Raw genomic sequence first — 18,634 nt, forward strand, 5'->3', positions numbered from 1 at the left:
CAAAGGACATCGACATGCGTCAGACCACCACCGCAGCCTGGATCGCCGCCACCGCGGCCACCGCGTTGCTGGTGACCGGCTGCGGCTCCTCCGGCTCGGACAACGAGCCGAAGAAAGCGGCGGCACCCCGGGTCGACGGCCAGGACATCAACGCGCGCCCGCTCACCGACCTCCGGCAGGGCGGCACGCTCAAGGTGGCGATCAGCCAGTGGATCACCCAGTACAACATCAACACCGTCGACGGTGCCCAGGGTGACGCCCAGGAGATCGCCAGGACCGTGCTGCCCGACCTGTTCGACTCCGACGCCAAGGGCGCCCACCACGTCAACCCGGACTTCCTGCTCTCGGCGAAGGTGACGTCCACCAGCCCGCAGATCGTCGAGTACCGGCTCAACCCCAAGGCCAGATGGTCCGACGGCAGGGCGCTCGGCTGGCGCGACTTCCAGGCCCAGTGGCAGGCGCTGAACGGCACCGACAAGGCGTACGAGGCCGCCGACACCTCCGGCTACGACCAGATCACCAAGGTCGAGCAGGGCGGCGACGCCCACTCGGTCAAGATCACCTTCAAGTCGCCGTACGCCGACTGGCAGCGGCTGTTCGACCCCCTGTACCCGGCGCGGTACATCGACAGCCCGGAGAAGTTCGGCACGAGCTGGGCCGAGAAGGTGCCGGTCAGCGGCAACGCGTTCCGGATCGGCCGGTACGACAAGACCGCCCAGACCATCACCCTCGTCCCCGACCCGAAGTGGTGGGGTGCCAAGCCCCGGCTGGACTCGGTCACCTACCGCGTCCTGGACTTCCCCGCGCGCACCGACGCCTACCTCAACAAGGAGATCGACTACACCACCGCGCTGCTGCCCGAGGACTACAAGCGGCTGGTCAAGGCGCCGGACACGGACATCCGGCGGGGCGCGCGCTGGGACGAGGTGCACATCACGCTCAACGGCGGCCGGGGGCCGCTGAAGGACCTGCGGGTGCGGCAGGCGATCCAGCACGCCATCGACCGCAAGGGCATCAACCAGGCGTTCGCCCAGGACCTGTCCTTCGAACTGAAGCCGCTCGACAACCACTTCTTCATGCCCAACCAGCAGGGGTACGAGGACACCACCGGCGGATACGCCGCCTACGACCCCGACGCGGCGAAGAAGCTGCTCGACGCGGCCGGCTGGAAGGACAACGGCGAGGGCAAGCCGCGCACCAAGGGCGGCAAGCAGCTCACCGTCGACTACGTCCTCAGCTCCGGCAGCACCAGCGCCCAGCTCGACCAGGCCGAACTCGTGCAGCAGCAGCTGGGCCTCGCCGGGGTGAAGGTCGAGCTGAAGAAGGTGCCCGCGAACGACTACTTCAACGAGTTCGTCAACAAGGGCAACTTCGACCTGACGAGCTTCCGCAACGTCGACGCGGTCTACCAGACCATGCTGAGCTCGACCTTCCGGCAGCCCAAGGCGGGCAACCTCTTCCAGAACTTCGGCTCGGTCGGCTCCCCGAAGATCGACGCGCTGCTGAAGAAGGCCGGCGGGACCACGGACGCGGCGGCCGCCGCCAAGCTCTACAACGAGGCCGACCGGGAGATCTGGCGGCTCGGCCACTCCGTCGAGCTGTATCAGCGCCCGGAGATCCTCGCCGTCCGCACGGGTCTGGCGAACTACGGCGCGGAGGGGCTGGCCGACGTGGACTACACGAAGGTGGGCTGGCTGAAGAAGTAGGCCCGTCCGGCGGCGCTCACACCAGGTGCCGCGGGAGCACCGCCCGCACCAGCTCCGCCATCCCGCCCTCCCCCGGCGGCGCCGCGACACAGGACAGGGCGAGCCGCACGACCAGCTCGCAGGAGCGCAGCAGTTCGGCGGTGTCGGCGGGGGCGGCGCCGGGACCGGCCAGCGCGGTCGCGGCGCGGTCCCGGACGATCCGCACGAAGTCACGGGGCGCCGGCAGCGGCCCGTCGGCCATGCGCTGCGCCGGCACCGTGGAGGTGGAGGGGAGGGCGGTGAGCCGCGGGGCCGGCAGCCGCTCGGTCCAGCAGCCGGTGAGCAGGGCCCGGACCAGCGCGTTGTCCCGGGCGGCGGCGGCCGTCCACTCGGCGGTGGCGGTGAGCCGCTCCCGGGCCTCGGCGGCGCCGGCCAGGGCCCGCTCGACACCGGCGAGATATCCGTCGGCCTCCCGCCGCACCAGCGCCCGGGCCAGCCCGTCCTTGCCGCCGAACTCGTTGTACAAGGTCTGCCGGGACACCCCGGCCGACGCGGCAACGTCGACCATCCGCACCGCGGACCACGGTCGGCGCACGAGCGCCGTGTAAGCGGCGTCCAACAACGATTCCCGGGCAGCAGGCATCCTCGCCTCCCTGGGCCACAGCGGCTCTGCGCCCAGATTTGACGCGCTCGTACGCACTGTCAAGGGGGCGCGGGGAAGCACGGGGTGGTGTTCCGGCCGTCCGCCGGCTGCGGGTGCGCGGTGCCGGGTGTCCCGGAGATCCGCCGCGCCACGCACGCGCCGAGACCGCACCTGCTGGCCCCGTACCGACCATGGCGGATACCGTTCCCTCCATGCCGGACTATCTCGACGACCTCCGTCTCGCCCATGTCCTCGCGGACGCGGCCGACGCCGCCACCATGGCCCGTTTCAAGGCCCTCGACCTGAAGGTGGAGACGAAGCCGGACATGACGCCGGTGAGCGAAGCGGACAAGGCGGCGGAAGAACTCATCCGCGGCCAGCTTCAGCGCGCCCGCCCCCGGGACGCCGTCCTCGGCGAGGAGTACGGCACCGAGGGCACCGGCCCGCGCCGCTGGGTCGTCGACCCGATCGACGGCACCAAGAACTACGTCCGCGGCGTCCCCGTCTGGGCCACCCTCATCGCCCTGATGGAGGCGGAGGACGGGAGCACCTCCCGCTCGGGCGAGACCGAGAGCGCGGCGAGCTACCAGCCCGTCGTCGGCCTCGTCTCCGCCCCCGCCCTCGGCCGCCGCTGGTGGGCCGCGAAGGGCCACGGCGCCTTCACCGGCCGCAACCTCACCTCCGCGTCCCGTATGCGCGCCTCGCGCGTCAGCCGGCTCGCGGACGCCTCCTTCGCCTACTCCTCGCTCTCCGGCTGGGAGGAGCAGGGCCGCCTGAACGGCTTCCTCGACCTCACCCGCCAGGTGTGGCGCACGCGCGCGTACGGCGACTTCTGGCCGTACATGATGGTCGCGGAGGGGTCCGTGGACATCTGCGCCGAACCGGAGCTGTCCCTGTGGGACATGGCCGCCAACGCGATCATCGTCACCGAGGCGGGCGGCACCTTCACCGGCCTCGACGGCCGCCCCGGCCCGCACAGCGGCAACGCGGCGGCGTCCAACGGCCTGCTCCACGACGAGCTGCTGGGGTATCTCGACCAGCGCGGCTAGGAACGACGAACACCCCCGGCACGCCCTCAACTGGCGCTGCGCGCCCTCTTGTTGACCCTCCCTTTACCTGGCACTCTGGGCCCACCCCACTTGTGAACTTGTGAATCCCTGTTCGGTCAGGGATTCCTAGGAGGTGGCCCATCCATGCTCGTCCGAGACGCCATGAGCACGGTGATCCTCACCCTCGGCCCCGCTCACACCCTGCGCCAGGCAGCCGCCCTGATGTCCGCCCGCCGCATCGGCGCCGCCGTCGTCCTCGACCCGGACGCCGGCGGCACGGGCATCCTCACCGAACGCGACATCCTCGATTCCGTCGGCCTCGGCCAGAACCCGGACACGGAACGCGTCCACGCCCACACCACGAACAACGTCGTCTTCGCCGCCCCGGCCTGGACGCTGGAGGAGGCCGCGCGCGCCATGACGCACGGCGGCTTCCGGCACCTGGTCGTGCTCGACCGCGGCGAGGTGGCCGGGATCGTCTCGGTCCGCGACATCATCCGCTGCTGGATACCGGTCCGCGAACCCACGCCCGTGCCCTGACACACGAAGCGGGCCGGACCCCGGAGCACCGCGGGGTCCGGCCCGCCCGGCCGCGACGGCGACCGGCTCAGCCGCGCAGCGCCCGCACCGCCTCCTCCAGCCGCTTGCCGAAGTCGGCGTCGGCGTTGCGGAAGTTGCCGATCGCGCGCTCGGCGATGTCCTCGCGGGAGACCTGGGAGATCGCCCCCGCCAGATTGGCGACCAGACGCTCCTTCTCCTCCTCCGACATCAGCCGGTAGAGGTTGCCCGCCTGCACGAAGTCGTCGTCCTCGGCGTGCGCCGGCGTGGGGTGGCCGCCGGTTCCGCCGGTGAAGCCGTCGACCGGCTGCCACAGCGCGCGGCCGGTCTGCCGCGGCCCGCCGAAGCTGTTCGGCTCGTAGTTCTTCGCGCCGCCGTGCCGGCCGTCGTAGAGGAAGCCGTCACGGGAGTGGGTGCGTGCCCCGGCGGCGTGCGGGCGGTTCACCGGCAGGTGGTCGGCGTTGATGCCGACGCGGTACCGGTGCGCGTCGCCGTAGGCGAAGAGCCGGCCCTGGAGCATCTTGTCCGGGGACGGGCCGATGCCGGGCACGAAGTGCGCCGGGGAGAAGACCGACTGCTCGACCTCGGCGAAGACGTTGCGCGGGTTGCGGTTCAGCTCCAGCTTGCCGATCTCGACGACCGGGTAGTCCGCGTGCGGCCACACCTTGGTCAGGTCGAACGGGTTGAAGCGGTACGTCGCCGCGTCCGCCGCCGGCATGATCTGCACGCCCACGGTCCAGCTCGGGAACTCGCCCCGCTCGATCGCCTCGCGCAGATCGCGCTGGTGCGAGTCGGGGTCCTTGCCCGCGAGGACCTCGGCCGCCTCGGCGGTGAGGTTCTCGATCCCCTGGTCGGTCTTGAAGTGGTACTTGACCCAGAAGACCTCGCCGGCCTCGTTGTTCCACTGGAAGGTGTGCGAGCCGAAGCCGTCCATGTGGCGGTACGACGCCGGGATGCCGCGGTCGCCGAACAGCCAGGTCACCTGGTGGGTCGACTCGGGGCTGAGCCCCCAGAAGTCCCAGACGTTGTCCGCTTCCGTGGAGCCCGTGTACGGGTCGCGCTTCTGGGTGTGGATGAAGTCCGGGAACTTGATCGCGTCCCGGATGAAGAAGACCGGGGTGTTGTTGCCGACGAGGTCGTAGTTGCCCTCCTCGGTGTAGAACTTCAGCGCGAAGCCACGCGGGTCGCGGACCGCGTCCGGCGCGCCGAGGTTGCCGGCCACGGTCGAGAACCGCAGGAAGACCTCGGTCTGCTTGCCGACCTCGGAGAGGAACGCGGCACGGGTGTACGGCGTGACGTCGGCGGTCACGGTGAAGGTGCCGTACGCGCCGGCGCCCCGGGCGTGCACCACCCGCTCCGGGATGCGCTCCCGGTTGAAGTGGGCCAGCTTCTCCAGCAGGAGCTGGTCCTGGACCAGGACCGGTCCGCCGACACCCGCCGTCTCGCTGTTCTGGTTGTCGGCGACCGGAGCGCCGGCCTCCGTGGTGAGCGGTCCCTGCGTCACGTGCGCCTCCTGCGTCATCCCTGACTGGTCCTGTCCTGTAGCCAAATCCGGTCTCGATCCTACAATGGACATTGTCTAAGTCAAGCGACGATCCAAACTCACACCCATTCCCAATCTGGGACCTCTTCCTGTTAGGCTGGTGGCCATGAGCGACCTTCTGGAACGGCTGCGTGGACGCGGATGGCGGATGACCGCGCAGCGACGCGTGGTGGCCGAGGTCCTGAACGGCGAGCACGTCCATCTGACGGCCGACGAGGTCCATGCGCGGGCCGTCTCGAAGCTGCCGGAGATCTCCCGGGCGACCGTCTACAACACGCTGGGCGAGCTGGTCTCCCTCGGCGAGGTGCTGGAAGTCACGACGGACAAGCGCGCCAAGCGGTACGACCCCAACGCGCACCAGCCGCACCACCACCTGGTCTGCGCTCGGTGCGGCGCGATCCGCGACGTCCACCCGACCGGCAACCCCCTCTCCGACCTCCCCGACTCCGAGCGCTTCGGCTTCACGGTGTCGGACGTCGAGGTGACGTACCGGGGGCTGTGCCCGGACTGCGCGGGCGCGTAGCGCATCCCCTTCCGAAGAGCCCCGGCATCCGCCGGGGCTCTTTCGCGTGTGCGCGCGGAAATCGCAAAAACGCCGAGGGCCGGAATCCATCTCTGGATTCCGGCCCTCGGCCTTCAGTAGCGGGGACAGGATTTGAACCTGCGACCTCTGGGTTATGAGCCCAGCGAGCTACCGAGCTGCTCCACCCCGCGTCGGTGAACACGACATTACGCGAGGCCGGTGCCGGGATGCAAATCCATGGGCGGCGACGTGGCGCGGGTCACCTTCCGGCGACGAGCGAGCCGGGTGGGCGCACGGGCCGGGACCGTCGAAGCCCGGCGCGGCGCCCCGCACCGTCCCGCCGACAGCCCTACCCGCGGCGCGCCCCCGAGCATCACGCCGACAGTTCTTCCCGCGGCGCGCCCCCGGCGTCACACCGACAGCGTCTCCCTCAGCCTCACGCCGACAGTTCTTCTCGCAGCGCGTCCCGCAGCCGCCCAGCTCGTTCGGCCACCTCGGCGGGCCCCAGCGCCACCGCGCGGTCGGCCCACCGCTGCCCCTCCGCCAGCTCGCCGCGACGCGCGTAGACCAGGGCCAGCCGCAGCGCCGCCCGTCCATGGCCGGCATCGGCGGCCCGGGTCCACCACACCGCGGCCTCCGGCTCGCTCCCCTCGCGCGCGAGCAGCAGACCCAGGTTGAAGGCGCCGTTGCGGGACCCGGCCTCGGCCGCCGCGCGGTACCACCGGGCCGCCTCCACCACGTCGCCCCGGGCCGCCGCGAGCATGCCGACCCGCACCTGGGCCCTCCGGTGCCCCTGCGAGGCGGCACGCTCGTACCACTCCTCGCACTCGGTCTTCTCCTGCACGATCTCCCCCAGCTCGTGCGCGGGCTCCGGCGGCCGGCGCGCGTCGAGCAGGGCGGCCAGCCGGTACGCGCCCTCCGGGCTGCCGGCGCCCGCCGCACAGCGCAGATGCCGTTCGGCCGCCGGCTCGTCCCCCTCGCGCAGCCGGGCGATCCCGACCTGGAGCGCGGCCTCGGCGTGCCCGGCGGCGGCCGCCCGCTCGTACCAGCGCAGCGCCATCACCTCCTCGCCGCGGCCGGCGTAGAGGATGCCGAGGTTGAACGCGGCGTCCACGCTGCCGGCCTCGGCGGCCTTGGAGAACCAGGGCTCGGCCCCGGTCGTGTCGCCGCCCTGGAGCAGCAGGATGGCCAGCGCGTTCGCGGCCTCCCGGTGTCCGGCGTAGGCGGCCTGCCGGTACCACTGCTCGGCCTGCGCGGTGCGGCCCTGCTCGGCGCAGAGCAGCCCGAGGTTGTAGGCGCCGTTGTCGTCACCGGCGGTCAGCGCGGCCCGGTACCAGCGCTCGGCGGTCTGGGTCTCGCCGCGTTCGGCGTGCAGCGCGCCCAGCGCGTTGGCCGCGTTGCCGTCGCCGTCCTGGGCGGCGCGCAGCCACCAGACGGCCGCGCTCTCGGTGTCGCCGGCGTCGCGCAGCAGGAAGCCGAGCGCGCAGGCGGCCCGCGGCTCGCCGTCCTTCGCGGAGGTCAGGTACCAGCGCCCGGCCTCTTTCAGCTCCCCGCGCCTCTCCAGGATCGCCCCGAGGTGCAGCGCGGCCCGCCGGTGTCCGCGCGCGGCGGCCTGCCGGTACCACTGCTCGGCCTCGGCGACAGCGTTGTCGGACCCGTTCTCGTCCCCGGCTCCGGCCGTGCGGTCGAGCGCGCGGGCCAGCCGGTAGGCGGCCTCCCGGTGTCCTCGCTCGGCGGCGGCGCGCATCCAGTGCTCGGCGCCGACGTCGCCGCGGTGCTCCAGCAGGTCGGCGAGCGCGTAGGCACCCAGGACGTGGCCCTGCTCGGCGGACTGGCGCAGCCAGTACTCGGCGGCCGGCTCGTCCCCGCGCTCCCGGTGGTACCGGCCGAGCGCGTGCGCGGCGGCGGCGGAACCGGCCACGGCGGCGATCCGCCACCAGCCGGCCGCTTCCTCGGGGTAACCGCGCTGGTGCAGCAGGACACCGAGGTTGTTGGCGGCGGCCCGGTCGCCGGCCGCGGTGGCGGCCCGCAGGTGGTGTTCGGCTCCGTCGAGGTCGCCGCGGCGCAGCAGCATGGCCCCGAGGACGCTCGCCGCTTCGGCGTCACCGCTCTGTGCCACGAGCGCGAGGCGCGTCTCCTCGGTGTCCTCCCCCATGTCCGTCATCTCGTCGCGGGCCGGCTCCGTATCGGAAGGCTGCACAAATCGCCCTGTCTCACACAGAGTTGCCTTGTCCCCCATAACGTCCATCGTCGCACCACCTGCAACCTGGGTACACCCGGTATACCGCAGCCCGTGAGGTCACTTCAGCGTTTTGTCGACATGCCCACAGGGAGACAAGTCAAACACAAGGCGCCCAACTCCCCACGGCGGCGCGGCCGTCCCTCCCCCCAGTACATGAGTTCGCACACCACGAAGGCCCGGATCCGTGTTGGATCCGGGCCTTCGACTTCAGTAGCGGGGACAGGATTTGAACCTGCGACCTCTGGGTTATGAGCCCAGCGAGCTACCGAGCTGCTCCACCCCGCGCCGTTGCAGGTCAACCGTACCACGGCGCGCAGGCGTCTTGATCAACTCTTGTCCGTTTCGCCGCTCTTGTCTGTTTTCTTGTCGGTGTTCTTGTCTGCGGCCTTGTCGCCGTTCTTGCCGCCGTCGGCCTTGGACTGGGCTTCCTCGGCCTGCTTCAGCGCGTCCTTCAGGTCCTTCTGCGCCTTCGCGTACGCGTCCCAGTCCGGCCCGTCCTTCAGTGCCTGCTGCCCCGCGTCGAAGGCCTTCTGGGCGTCCTTCAGAGCCTGGTCGACCGTCGGGTTGCCGGTGCCGGGCGGGTTGGTGGTGCCCGTGTCCGGCGGCGGGGTGGTCGTCGGGCCCTTCGTACCGAAGACCTTGTCGAGCGCCTCGCCGAGCGTGTTCTCGAACGCCGTCTCGCCCTCGTAGGTGACCAGCACCTTGCGCAGCAGCGGGTACTTCAGTCCACCACCGCGTACATAGACGGGCTCCACGTACAGCAGTCCGCCGTCCAGTGGCACCGTCAGCAGGTTGCCGTACTCGATGTCGGAGTCGCCGCCCTTGAGGAGCTTGATCGCGGCGGCGATGTCCTGTTCGGAGTTGAACTTGCTCTGTACCTGTTTGGGCCCGTCGACCGTCGTACTGGTCGGCAGTTTCAGGATTCTGATCTTGCCGTAGTCACCGGTGCCGGCCTCCGCGTCGACGGTCATGAACGCGCTGAGGTTGTCCCGCCCGTTGGGCGTGAACGTCGTCGACAGCGAGAACGCCTGCTGCGCCTGGTCCGGCATCTTCATGCTCAGGTAGTACGGCGGCACCGCGTTGCCCGACTTGTTGGTCGGGTCGTCCGGCACCTGCCACACCTCGCTGCCGGTCAGGAAGGTCTCGGCGTCGGTCACGTGGTAGCGGGTGAGCAGCTCGCGCTGGACCTTGAACAGGTCCTGCGGATAGCGCAGATGGGCCATCAGGTCCTCGGAGATGGCGCCCCTCGGCTCCACCGTGCCGGGGAAGGCCTTCATCCAGGTCTTCAGCACCGGGTCCTTGGTGTCCCACTCGTAGAGCTTGACGTCGCCGGTGTACGCGTCGACGGTCGCCTTCACCGAGTTGCGGATGTAGTTGACCTGGTTCTGCTGGGCCACCACCGCGCGCGAGTTGTTCGTCGCCGTCAGCGAGTCGGCCGTCGTGTCACCGAGGGTCGTGCGGGAGGAGTACGGGTAGCCGTTCGACGTCGTGTACGCGTCGACGATCCACTGGATGCGGCCCTTCACGACCGCCGGGTACGCGTCGCCGTCGATGGTCAGCCAGGGGGCGACCGCCTCCACGCGCTCCTTGGGCGTGCGGTTGTACAGGATCCGCGAGCCCTTGCCGATCGCGCCGGAGTAGAGGATCTGCGGCTCGTTGAACGCCACCGCGTACGCGGCCCGGTTGACCGGGTTGTCGAGGTTGACCCCGCTCTTGCCCTCGTAACTGGTGGTCTTCTCCCGGTCGTTGTCGGAGTAGTCGATCTCCTTCTGGGGACCGCCGACGATCGAGTAGGTGGTGGTCTTCTCGCCGTAGTAGATCTGCTGCTGGTACGTGCCGAGGTCGCCCCTGGAGGGCAGGTCGTACTCGGTGAAGACCGGCTCTCCGTCCTTCGCCTCGGTGCCCTTGGCGGCGACCACGCCGTAGCCGTGCGTGTAGCGGAAGTGGTCGTTGATCCAGTTGTTCTTCGGCACGCCGTCCAGGTTCAGCTCGCGCAGCCCGAGGACCGTGTCCTGTTCCTTGCCGTCCTTGGTGGGGTACCGGTCGACGTCCAGGTTGGTCGGGAAGCCGTAGTAGTTCTTCATCTGCTGGAGCTGCTGGAACGTCGGCGAGACGATGTTCGGGTCCATGATCCGGATGCTGGCCGCGTCGTTCGCGTCGCTGCGCAGCTCGGTCTTGTCCGAGGTCGTGGACCGGCCCGAGTACGCGCTGACCTTGGCGTCGTCGATGCCGTAGGCCTCGCGGGTCGCCTTCAGGTTCTTCTGGACGTACGGCGCCTCCTTGGCCTGCTCGTTCGGCTGCACCTGGAACTTCTGCACGATCGCCGGGTACAGGCCGCCGATCAGGATCGCCGACAGGACCATCAGGCCGAAGCCGATGACCGGCAGCTGCCAGGTGCGCCGCCACAGGGTGGCGAAGAACAGCAGGGCGCAGATGACGGCGATGCAGAACAGGATCGTCTTGGCCGGCAGATAGGCGTTGGCGTCGACGTAGCGCAGGCCGGTCCAGTTGCCGGTCGCCTTGAAGTCGCTGGACTTCACCGCGAGGCCGTACCGGTCGAGCCAGTAGGCGACCGCCTTGAGGGCGACGAAGATCCCGAGCAGCACCGACAGGTGGCCGGTCGCGGCCGCGGTGGCGCGGGCGCCCGGGCTGGTGACCCGCAGGCCGCCGTACAGGTAGTGGGTCAGCGCGGCGGCGATCAGGCACAGGATGGCGGCGGCGAAGCCGAAGCCCAGCAGGAACCGGTACCAGGGCAGATCGAAGGCGTAGAAGGAGATGTCGAGGTGGAACTGCGGGTCCTTCTCGTGGAAGGGCACGCCGTTCACCCACATCAGCCAGGTCCGCCACTGGCTCGACGCCGAGGCACCCGCGATCAGCCCGACCAGCGAGGTGACGGCGAGCAGCAGCCACTTCTTGTAGGGCGCGATGCCCATGCGGTAGCGGTCGAGGCTCTGCTGCTCCATCGACATGGCGCTGAGCGGGGGCCGCAGCCGGTGCGCGAGCCAGATGTTGAAGCCCACGGCGAGAGCCATCAGCAGACCGAAGACGAAGAACAGCCCGATCTTGGTCGACAGGGTGGTGGTGAACACGGACGAGTAGTGCACCGACCGGTACCACAGCCAGTCCGTCCAGAAGCCCGCGAACATGGTGAACGCCATGCCGAGAACGGAAAGGACGCCCAGTGTCACGAGCAGGGTCCTCACCCGCCGGGACGGGCGGCCCGCTCTGATCCGTGGCCCCGTCGGGCCTCCGCCGCGGTCCGGCATCTGGAAAGCCAAGGTGCGCACCTCGAAGTTCGCTGTCGATCCGTCAGACCCTCGGGTTCGCGGGCCCGCCGTGGCCCCCCGTGATCGCGGGCCCACACATATGCAACTTACTCACCGTTTACTCGGTTCCCGATTCCGGCCGGGAACGAGGCAGGATTGTGACCATGTCCAACACTCCCATGGCAGCGAGCCCGCTCACCCGGGCCGTACTCGAGATCGACGAGTACGTCTCCGGCCTCGGCTGGGACCAGCCCGCTCGCCTCTTCGCCCTTGTAGACACCGCACGACTGCGGGCTCAGGAACCATCGCTCGCGGCTCAGCTGGGCCTGCAGGACGAGTCCGAGACCACCGGTCTCACCCCGATCGAGCAGGACGAGATCCCGTCCGGCAAGCCGCTGGACGAGTTCCTCGGAACCATCGCCTGGCCCGACGCGGTCGTCGGCTGCGCGCTCACCGTGGAGCGCCTGATGCTGCCGCCGTCCGCCGAGGCCCAGGTCCCCTCCGGTCTGAGCGAGGCCGGCCTGGCGAAGTGGGTGGCCCAGCACCCCGAGCGCCAGGAGGTCCGCATGACGGTGGCCGTGCTGCGCGACGGCAGCCGCGACTCGGCGGTGCGGCTGCGCGAGAAGGACTCCCCCACGGAGGTCCTGACCGGCCCGGACCTGGTGCCGGGCCTGGCGGAGGCTCTGACGGCGACGTTCGCGGACTGATCCCGTCCGCCGTGGTACGGCACCGGGGGCGCCCCCTGCCGCGCAGGGAGCGCCCCCGGCCGTGTCACGGCCGGCTCAGCCCTTGGTGGTGCACTTCGGCAGGGCGGCAATATCCCCGCCGCGGATGTCCTTCAGCGCGCCGAGCGCGTCGCCGATGGTCTTGACCTTGACCAGGGTGAGCCCGTCCGGGGTGTCCTTGGCGGCTGCCGCGCAGTTGTCGGCGGGCGTCAGGAAGTACCGGGCGCCCTTGTCGCGGGCCCCGACCGTCTTCATCTCGATGCCGCCGATCGGGCCGACCGTGCCCTCGTCGTCGATGGTGCCGGTGCCGGCGACGAACGTGCCGCCGGTGAGGTCGCCCGGGGTGAGCTTGTCGTAGATGCCGAGCGCGAACATCAGGCCGGCGCTGGGCCCGCCCACGTCGGCGAGCTTGATGTCGATGGTGAACGGGAACGTGTGGTCGGTCCCGGCGGAGATGCCGACGATGGCCCGCTCGGCCGCGCTGTCGTCGGAGGTCGTCGTGGTGATCGTGATGTCCCGCGTCCCGGTCGCCGTCTTGTGGGCCTTCTCGGCGGCGGCCTGGTCCTTGGCGGGGACGACCGTGAAGACGACGTTCTGACCGGGCTTGTGCTTGGTGACCAGCTTGGCGACATCGGCCGGCTGCTTGACCGCCGTGCCGTCGACGGCCTTGATCACGTCACCGGCGTGCAGCTTGCCCTCGGCCGGGGAGTCCTTGACGACGGTGGAGACGATCACCCAGGACCGGACCGGGATGCCCAGCTTCTTCAGGGCGGCGACCTTGGCGCTCTCCTGGGACTGGCTGAACTCCTCGGCGTTCTCCTGGGTGGACTGCTCCTCCGTCTTGCCGTCGGGGTAGAGCGTGTCGTGCGGGACGATCTTGCTGTCGTGCGCCAGCCAGCCGTAGACGGCCTCGACGAGGTTCATCCGGTAGTCGGCGCTGGTGACCCGGACGGTGGTCATGTTCAGATGGCCGTCCGCCGGATAGGTCTTGTGCCCGGCGATCTGCAGCACCGGCTCGCCGTCGTGGTCCCCGAGCGTGTTCACGGTCGGGCCGGGGGACATCTCCGCGTACGGCACGGGGATGAGCACTCCCGCGCACAGGAGCGCGATCAGCATCAGGGTCGAGGCGAGCATCGTCGCGGTGCGGCGTGGCATGCCTCGACAGTACGGGACGCGTCTGTCAGCGCACCGTCAGGGCACCCCCGTCACCCGCCCGGCGTACCCGAGCGGGGCTTTTCCATGGCCGCCCGGAAGCGCGCGTATCCGTCCAGCTCGGGCCCGTCACCGCGTACCTTCCGGGTCCGGTTGGCCCAACTGCCCCACAGTCCACCGCCGATCGCAGCCATAAGCGGAATCAGCAGCCAGACAAGCACCCCCATGCCGACCTCCCTACGCCATGAGCGTCCGCAACTGACTGATCAGCAGATTAACCATCCGCACGGACAACGCTCACGCGAGGGTGCCGGTTACGCAACCGGAGGGCCACGGTTGGCCGAACGTGAACAGAGATGCGACGGAGGCGGCGGGCCCAGGCCGAGGCAGGCAGGCACCGGCGGGGGCCCGCACGGGCGCCGAACGGGGGCAGAACCGACGAGGGCAGCAGGCGCCGGCCTGGGTCAGGCGGGCGCCAGCCCGGGTCAGCAGGCGCCGGTCTGATCAGCATCAGGCAGGCGCCGGCCCGGGTCAGCAGGCGCCGACCCACTCCTCGGTGCCGTCGGAGAACTTCTGGTGCTTCCAGATGGGCACCTCGTGCTTGAGGTCGTCGATCAGCTTGCGGCAGGCGTCGAAGGCCTCCGCGCGGTGCGGACAGGCCACGGCGACGACGACCGCGAGGTCCCCGACCCGGAGGTCCCCCACCCGGTGGACGGCGGCCAGCGCCCGCACGGGGTGGTCCGCGACGACCTTCTCCGCGATCCGCCGCATCTCGGCCTCGGCACTCGGGTGACAGGAGTACCCGAGCGCGTCCACGTCGGCACCCCCGTCGTGGTTCCGCACCGTCCCCACGAACAGGGCGATGCCCCCGGCCGCGTCGTCCCCGACCGCCCGGAACACCTCGTCCACGGAGAGCGGGGTCTCCCGGACGGCGATCAGCTTGATGGGCTCCTGGGCCGCCTGCTCACCGGGGTGCTCGTTCGTCTGTGCCATGCCCCCCATCGTGCCGCATGCGTGTGACACCACGGAATACGAGTTTCACCAGGCACGCGCGAGGAACGTTTTGGATGCTTCTACAGCGGACGCGGCGCGCCCGCCCCGCCGCCCCGCGGCTCAGACGCGCCGCCGGGCCTTCCGGGCCCGCCGTACGACGGCCGCCGCGCCCAGCAGGGCCACGGTCGCCCCCGCCGCACCGGCCGCCGTGGCGTCCTTGCGCCCCAGCCGCCGCCCGGCCACCGTGTGCCGCCCGGACACCTCCTCCAGCAGCTCGGCCAGCACCTCCTCGTTGGTCCACTGCGGCCGCCACCCGGCATCGTGCAGCCGGCTCCCGCTGACCACCCAGGGGTACATCGTGTACGCCAGGTCCCCGGCCGGCGACGGAGTGAGCCCGATCCGGTGCAGCCGGGCCGCCGCGCCGAGCGCGACCGCCGACGGCAGCTCCATCCGCCGGATCCCGCTCAGCTCCTCGACCTCCTCCTGCTCCAGCCACCCGTCACAGCCGACGGCCAGCTCCCCGTCGACCTTCTCCAGCACGGCGTACTCCAGGGCGCTGCACAGATCCTCGACATGGCAGAACTGCCACGCGGGCCGCGAGCCGGCCACGACGAGCAGCCGCGGCGACTCGAAATACCTGGTCAGCGCGGTGTCCGTGCCGCCGCCCACGAGCACGGCGGGCCGTACCACGGTGACGTTCAGCCCGGGATGCGCCCGGGGCGCGCGCCGCGCCAGCCGCTCGATCTCCAGCAGGTCCCCGACCCCGGTGGCCTCGGCGGTGGCGCGCAGCTCGGCGTCCTCCGACAGGGGCAGCTCGTTGTCCGGCAGGGCGCCGTAGACCATCGCCGAGGTGCACAGCACCACCCGGTGCACGCCGGCCGCCGCGGCGGCGGTCAGCACGGTCTGCGTCCCCCGGACGTTGTAAGCCGTGCGCGCCGCGGGATCGGTCTCCAGGTCGAGGTCGAGCGCGAGGTGGACGACCACGTCGACGCCCCGCAGCTTCTCCGCGATCGCGGGGTCGCGGACGTCGAGGATGTGCCACTGCGCGCCGGCGCACTCGCCTCGCCGCTCGTCGAGGGCCACGACCTGTTTGACCTCGTCGGACGCGGCCAGCCGCTCGGTGAGCAGGGCACCGACCCCGGTGGCGGCTCCGGTCACCGCGACGACGGGCCCGCGCACGGCGGGATGGGTTGACGGGTTTCGCGCTGCGCGAACCTGTGGATCTGGGGAACTCACCGGGCGTCTCCAGCGGTTGTCTTCAGTACGGGCGCGAGTGACGCGTACGTACCAGGTGCATCCATCCTGCCGCAGGCCTTCCGCGGGCGGAGCACCGAGGCCCGATCGGGTCCGGGTGTCTACGCTGGGTGGTGTTGTCGGGCAGCCGCGCCGCCGGAGCGAAACCGGTGGCCTTACCAGCCGAGGATTCCCGTGAGTAACACCCCATTCGGTTTCGGCCTTCCGCCGGAGGAGCCGGAGGACGGCGACGAGGGCAAGAAGAAGGACCAGCAGAGCGGTGGTGGGCAGGGACCGGCCAATCCGTTCGGTTTCGGCGATCTGCCCGGAGCCGGCGGCTTTGGCGGCCCCGGCGCCGACAACCCGCTCGCAGCCATGTTCGGATCCCTGAACCCCACCGACCTGGGCGCCGCCTTCCAGCAGCTGGGCCAGATGCTCTCGTACGAGGGCGGCCCGGTGAACTGGGACATGGCCAAGCAGATCGCCCGCCAGACGGTCGCCCAGGGCACCGCGGACGGCACCAAGGACGCCAGCGTGGGCGCCGCCGAGCGCAAGGCGGTGGAGGACGCCGTCCGCCTGGCCGACCTGTGGCTGGACGACGCGACGTCCCTGCCGTCGGGCTCCGGCACGGCGGTGGCCTGGTCGCGCGCGGAGTGGGTCGAGGCGACCCTGCCCGCCTGGCAGGAGCTGGTCGACCCGGTCGCCGAGCGGGTCGGCGCGGCCATGGGTGACGTCCTGCCGGAGGAGATGCAGGCCATGGCGGGCCCGCTGATCGGCATGATGCGCTCGATGGGCGGTGCCATGTTCGGCACGCAGATCGGGCAGGCCGTGGGCGTGCTCGCGGGCGAGGTCGTCGGCTCGACCGACATCGGTCTGCCGCTGGGCCCGGCCGGCAAGGCCGCGCTGCTCCCGGCCAACGTGGAGACGTTCGGCAAGGACCTGGGCGTGCCGCAGGACGAGGTGCGGCTCTACCTGGCCCTGCGCGAGGCCGCCCACCAGCGTCTGTTCGCCCACGTGCCGTGGCTGCGCTCGCACCTGTTCGGCGCGGTCGACGGCTACGCCCGCGGGATCAAGGTCGACACGGCCAAGCTGGAGGACGTGGTCGGCCAGTTCGACCCGCAGAATCCCGAGCAGCTGCAGGACGCGCTCCAGCAGGGCATGTTCCAGCCCGAGGACACGCCCGAGCAGAAGGCCGCGCTGGCCCGTCTGGAGACCGCTCTGGCGCTCGTGGAGGGCTGGGTGGACGCGGTGGTCCACACCGCCGCGAAGCCGCGCCTGGCGTCCGCGGACGCCCTGCGCGAGACGCTGCGCCGGCGCCGCGCCACCGGCGGCCCGGCGGAGCAGACGTTCGCCACGCTGATCGGACTGGAGCTGCGCCCGCGCCGGCTGCGCGACGCCTCCCGCCTGTGGGCCTCGCTCACGGACGCGCGCGGGGTCGACGGCCGGGACGGCCTGTGGGCCCACCCGGACATGCTGCCGACCGCGACCGACCTGGACGACCCGGACGGCTTCGTCCACCGCGAGCACATGGACTTCTCCGAGCTGGACAAGTTGCTCGGCGAGGCGGCGGGCGGCCAGGAGGGCAAGCCGGACCTGCGCAAGAAGGACGACGACGCCGAGGGCGACGACGCCGAGTGAGCCTGTACGACGACGCGGTCCTCGTCCTGAAGGGGTACGAGGACCAGGAGAAGCTGCGCCAGGCATACCTGGACCACCTGGCGGCCCATCCGGACGGCATGTGGAAGGCCTGTCCGGCGGGCCATCTCACGGCCAGCGCCCTGGTGATCGATCCCGAGCACGGCCGGGTGCTGCTCACGCTGCACAGGAAGCTGCGGATGTGGCTGCAGATGGGCGGTCACTGCGAGCCGGGTGATCCCACGCTGGAGGCGGCGGCCCTGCGCGAGGCGACCGAGGAGTCCGGCATCGCCGGGCTGACACTGCTGCCCGGCGGCCCGGTGCGGCTGGACCGGCATCCGATCCCGGCGCCGTGCCACTGGCACTTCGACGTCCAGTACGCGGTCCTGGCGCCGCCCGGCGCGGTGCAGGAGATCAGCGACGAGTCGCTCGACCTGCGCTGGTACGCGTACGACGAGGTCGCGGACGTGGCGGACGAGTCGGTCGTACGCCTGCTGGAGGCCACGCGCTCCCGGCTCTGACCGAGTCGCGCCCGGCTTCGACAAGGTGAGGGGGTGGCCGCCCGGGCGGCCACCCCCTCACGTGCGCCTTCTCGTCCCGTTCGGGCCGTGGCGCCGGCTCAGCTCCAGACGTTGCCCTGGTTCTGACCGCGTGCCCCCTGCTGCCCCATGCCGAACTGGGCGGCGAGGCCCTGCCCGATCTGCGCGTTCTGCGGCGGCAGCAGCTCGCTGGGCTGCACGAGCGCGAACCCGGAGCCCATGAAGCTCAGCTCCCAGCCCTCGCCGGTGCTGCCGCGCCGGCGCCACACGCCGGACGAATGGGTCTGGGCCTGCATCTGCACGCGCAGTCCGGTGGACCAGGCGACGATCGCGTCGGCGTCGCAGTTGACGTACTTGTCGGGTGTGACCTGCATCAGCAGCGGCGCGCCCGAGGTCATCAGGGCGACCCGGCCGCGTCCGGTGATGTTCAGCTGGTACTTCCCGGAGCCGGAGATGCCGTAGAGGCTGTCGACGGCGATGACCTCGTGGTGCAGCGAGGAGTCCATGGCGAGGACGTAGGAGCTGTCGACGGTCAGCCCGTCCTGCTCGACGTCCATGATGTGCACGCGCTGGGCGAGGTTGGCCAGGTAGACGGTGCCCTGTCCGTGACAGCGCATCAGGTCCAGGCCCTCGCCGGTGTGCGCACGCGCGCGTGCCTGGCCGTTGCTGCGGTACTCGGCGTCGAACTCGACGAGGCCCTGGTAGGCGACCATGGTGCCCTTGCGGGCGAGGATGTCGTCGTGGCCCTCCAGGGTGACCCGGAGCATCTGCGCGTTCTGCAGACTCCAGCGCTCCTGGGTCTGGAGGTCGTTGTGCGCGAAAAGCGGGCTCTGCATGGTGTTCTGGCT

15 protein-coding genes and 2 tRNA genes are annotated in these 18,634 nt (G+C 71.0%); 7 read left to right on the plus strand and 10 right to left on the minus strand.

The genetic code is table 11. The features are described from left to right. Nucleotides 1-14 precede the first annotated feature (14 nt). Nucleotides 15-1,706: an ABC transporter family substrate-binding protein gene (locus ACZ7KF_RS32895; protein WP_471083320.1), complete on the plus strand. Its 1,692-nt coding sequence runs from the start codon at nucleotides 15-17 to the stop codon at nucleotides 1,704-1,706. Between the two features lie 16 nt (nucleotides 1,707-1,722). Here the strand turns inward: ACZ7KF_RS32895 and ACZ7KF_RS32900 are convergent, their stop codons facing one another. Next, nucleotides 1,723-2,328: a TetR/AcrR family transcriptional regulator gene (locus ACZ7KF_RS32900; RefSeq protein ID WP_471083323.1), complete on the minus strand. Its 606-nt coding sequence runs from the start codon at nucleotides 2,326-2,328 to the stop codon at nucleotides 1,723-1,725. 212 nt (nucleotides 2,329-2,540) lie between these two features. On the opposite strand from ACZ7KF_RS32900, the gene hisN reads away from it, so the two are divergent. Continuing rightward, nucleotides 2,541-3,377, plus strand: coding sequence for a histidinol-phosphatase (gene hisN, locus ACZ7KF_RS32905; protein WP_471083326.1), 837 nt, complete (start codon nucleotides 2,541-2,543; stop codon nucleotides 3,375-3,377). 144 nt (nucleotides 3,378-3,521) lie between these two features. Further along, the gene (locus ACZ7KF_RS32910) at nucleotides 3,522-3,917 is read left to right on the plus strand and encodes a CBS domain-containing protein (protein ID WP_471083329.1); all 396 of its coding nucleotides are present in this window, start codon (nucleotides 3,522-3,524) and stop codon (nucleotides 3,915-3,917) included. 67 nt (nucleotides 3,918-3,984) lie between these two features. Here the strand turns inward: ACZ7KF_RS32910 and ACZ7KF_RS32915 are convergent, their stop codons facing one another. Continuing rightward, nucleotides 3,985-5,439: a catalase gene (locus ACZ7KF_RS32915; protein WP_471083332.1), complete on the minus strand. Its 1,455-nt coding sequence runs from the start codon at nucleotides 5,437-5,439 to the stop codon at nucleotides 3,985-3,987. Between the two features lie 145 nt (nucleotides 5,440-5,584). Here ACZ7KF_RS32915 and ACZ7KF_RS32920 point away from each other — a divergent pair, with 145 nt between their 5' ends. Beyond that, nucleotides 5,585-6,001 carry a Fur family transcriptional regulator gene (locus ACZ7KF_RS32920; protein ID WP_471083335.1) on the plus strand — a complete coding sequence of 139 codons (417 nt, stop codon included), beginning with the start codon at nucleotides 5,585-5,587 and terminating at the stop codon, nucleotides 5,999-6,001. Nucleotides 6,002-6,118: 117 nt separating this feature from the next. Here the strand turns inward: ACZ7KF_RS32920 and ACZ7KF_RS32925 are convergent. The 4 genes from ACZ7KF_RS32925 to ACZ7KF_RS32940 all read right to left on the minus strand — a co-directional run bounded on the left by ACZ7KF_RS32925 (nucleotide 6,119) and on the right by ACZ7KF_RS32940 (nucleotide 11,509). Then, nucleotides 6,119-6,192, minus strand: a tRNA-Met gene (locus ACZ7KF_RS32925). Nucleotides 6,193-6,437: 245 nt separating this feature from the next. Next, a complete protein-coding gene (locus tag ACZ7KF_RS32930) occupies nucleotides 6,438-8,249 on the minus strand; it encodes a tetratricopeptide repeat protein (protein WP_471083338.1) in 1,812 nt (603 codons plus the stop codon). A 205-nt stretch (nucleotides 8,250-8,454) separates the two neighbouring features. Continuing rightward, nucleotides 8,455-8,528 (minus strand) — tRNA-Met (locus tag ACZ7KF_RS32935). A 41-nt stretch (nucleotides 8,529-8,569) separates the two neighbouring features. Continuing rightward, nucleotides 8,570-11,509, minus strand: a complete 2,940-nt coding sequence (locus ACZ7KF_RS32940; protein ID WP_471083661.1) for a UPF0182 family membrane protein — start codon at nucleotides 11,507-11,509, stop codon at nucleotides 8,570-8,572. Between the two features lie 164 nt (nucleotides 11,510-11,673). Here ACZ7KF_RS32940 and ACZ7KF_RS32945 point away from each other — a divergent pair, with 164 nt between their 5' ends. Next, nucleotides 11,674-12,216: a PPA1309 family protein gene (locus ACZ7KF_RS32945; protein WP_471083341.1), complete on the plus strand. Its 543-nt coding sequence runs from the start codon at nucleotides 11,674-11,676 to the stop codon at nucleotides 12,214-12,216. A gap of 75 nt (nucleotides 12,217-12,291) precedes the next feature. On the opposite strand, the gene ACZ7KF_RS32950 is transcribed toward ACZ7KF_RS32945, so the two are convergent. From ACZ7KF_RS32950 to ACZ7KF_RS32960, 3 genes are all read right to left on the minus strand, one after another. Beyond that, nucleotides 12,292-13,389 (minus strand): YlbL family protein, encoded by a 1,098-nt coding sequence (locus tag ACZ7KF_RS32950; RefSeq protein WP_471083344.1) that lies wholly within the window; start codon nucleotides 13,387-13,389, stop codon nucleotides 12,292-12,294. 528 nt (nucleotides 13,390-13,917) lie between these two features. After that, a complete protein-coding gene (locus tag ACZ7KF_RS32955; protein WP_471083347.1) occupies nucleotides 13,918-14,379 on the minus strand; it encodes a molybdenum cofactor biosynthesis protein MoaE in 462 nt (153 codons plus the stop codon). Between the two features lie 120 nt (nucleotides 14,380-14,499). After that, nucleotides 14,500-15,615: an SDR family oxidoreductase gene (locus ACZ7KF_RS32960; protein WP_471083350.1), complete on the minus strand. Its 1,116-nt coding sequence runs from the start codon at nucleotides 15,613-15,615 to the stop codon at nucleotides 14,500-14,502. A 192-nt stretch (nucleotides 15,616-15,807) separates the two neighbouring features. On the opposite strand from ACZ7KF_RS32960, the gene ACZ7KF_RS32965 reads away from it, so the two are divergent. Continuing rightward, nucleotides 15,808-17,250 (plus strand): zinc-dependent metalloprotease, encoded by a 1,443-nt coding sequence (locus ACZ7KF_RS32965; RefSeq protein ID WP_471083353.1) that lies wholly within the window; start codon nucleotides 15,808-15,810, stop codon nucleotides 17,248-17,250. Next, a complete protein-coding gene (locus ACZ7KF_RS32970) occupies nucleotides 17,247-17,768 on the plus strand; it encodes an NUDIX hydrolase (protein ID WP_471083356.1) in 522 nt (173 codons plus the stop codon). Before ACZ7KF_RS32965 ends, ACZ7KF_RS32970 begins: the two co-directional genes overlap by 4 nt. Before the next feature lie 98 nt (nucleotides 17,769-17,866). On the opposite strand, the gene ACZ7KF_RS32975 is transcribed toward ACZ7KF_RS32970, so the two are convergent. Further along, the gene (locus tag ACZ7KF_RS32975; RefSeq protein WP_471083359.1) at nucleotides 17,867-18,622 is read right to left on the minus strand and encodes an AIM24 family protein; all 756 of its coding nucleotides are present in this window, start codon (nucleotides 18,620-18,622) and stop codon (nucleotides 17,867-17,869) included. Nucleotides 18,623-18,634 lie beyond the last annotated feature (12 nt).

The sequence above is a fragment of the Streptomyces sp. NPDC038200 genome (genome assembly GCF_055600785.1).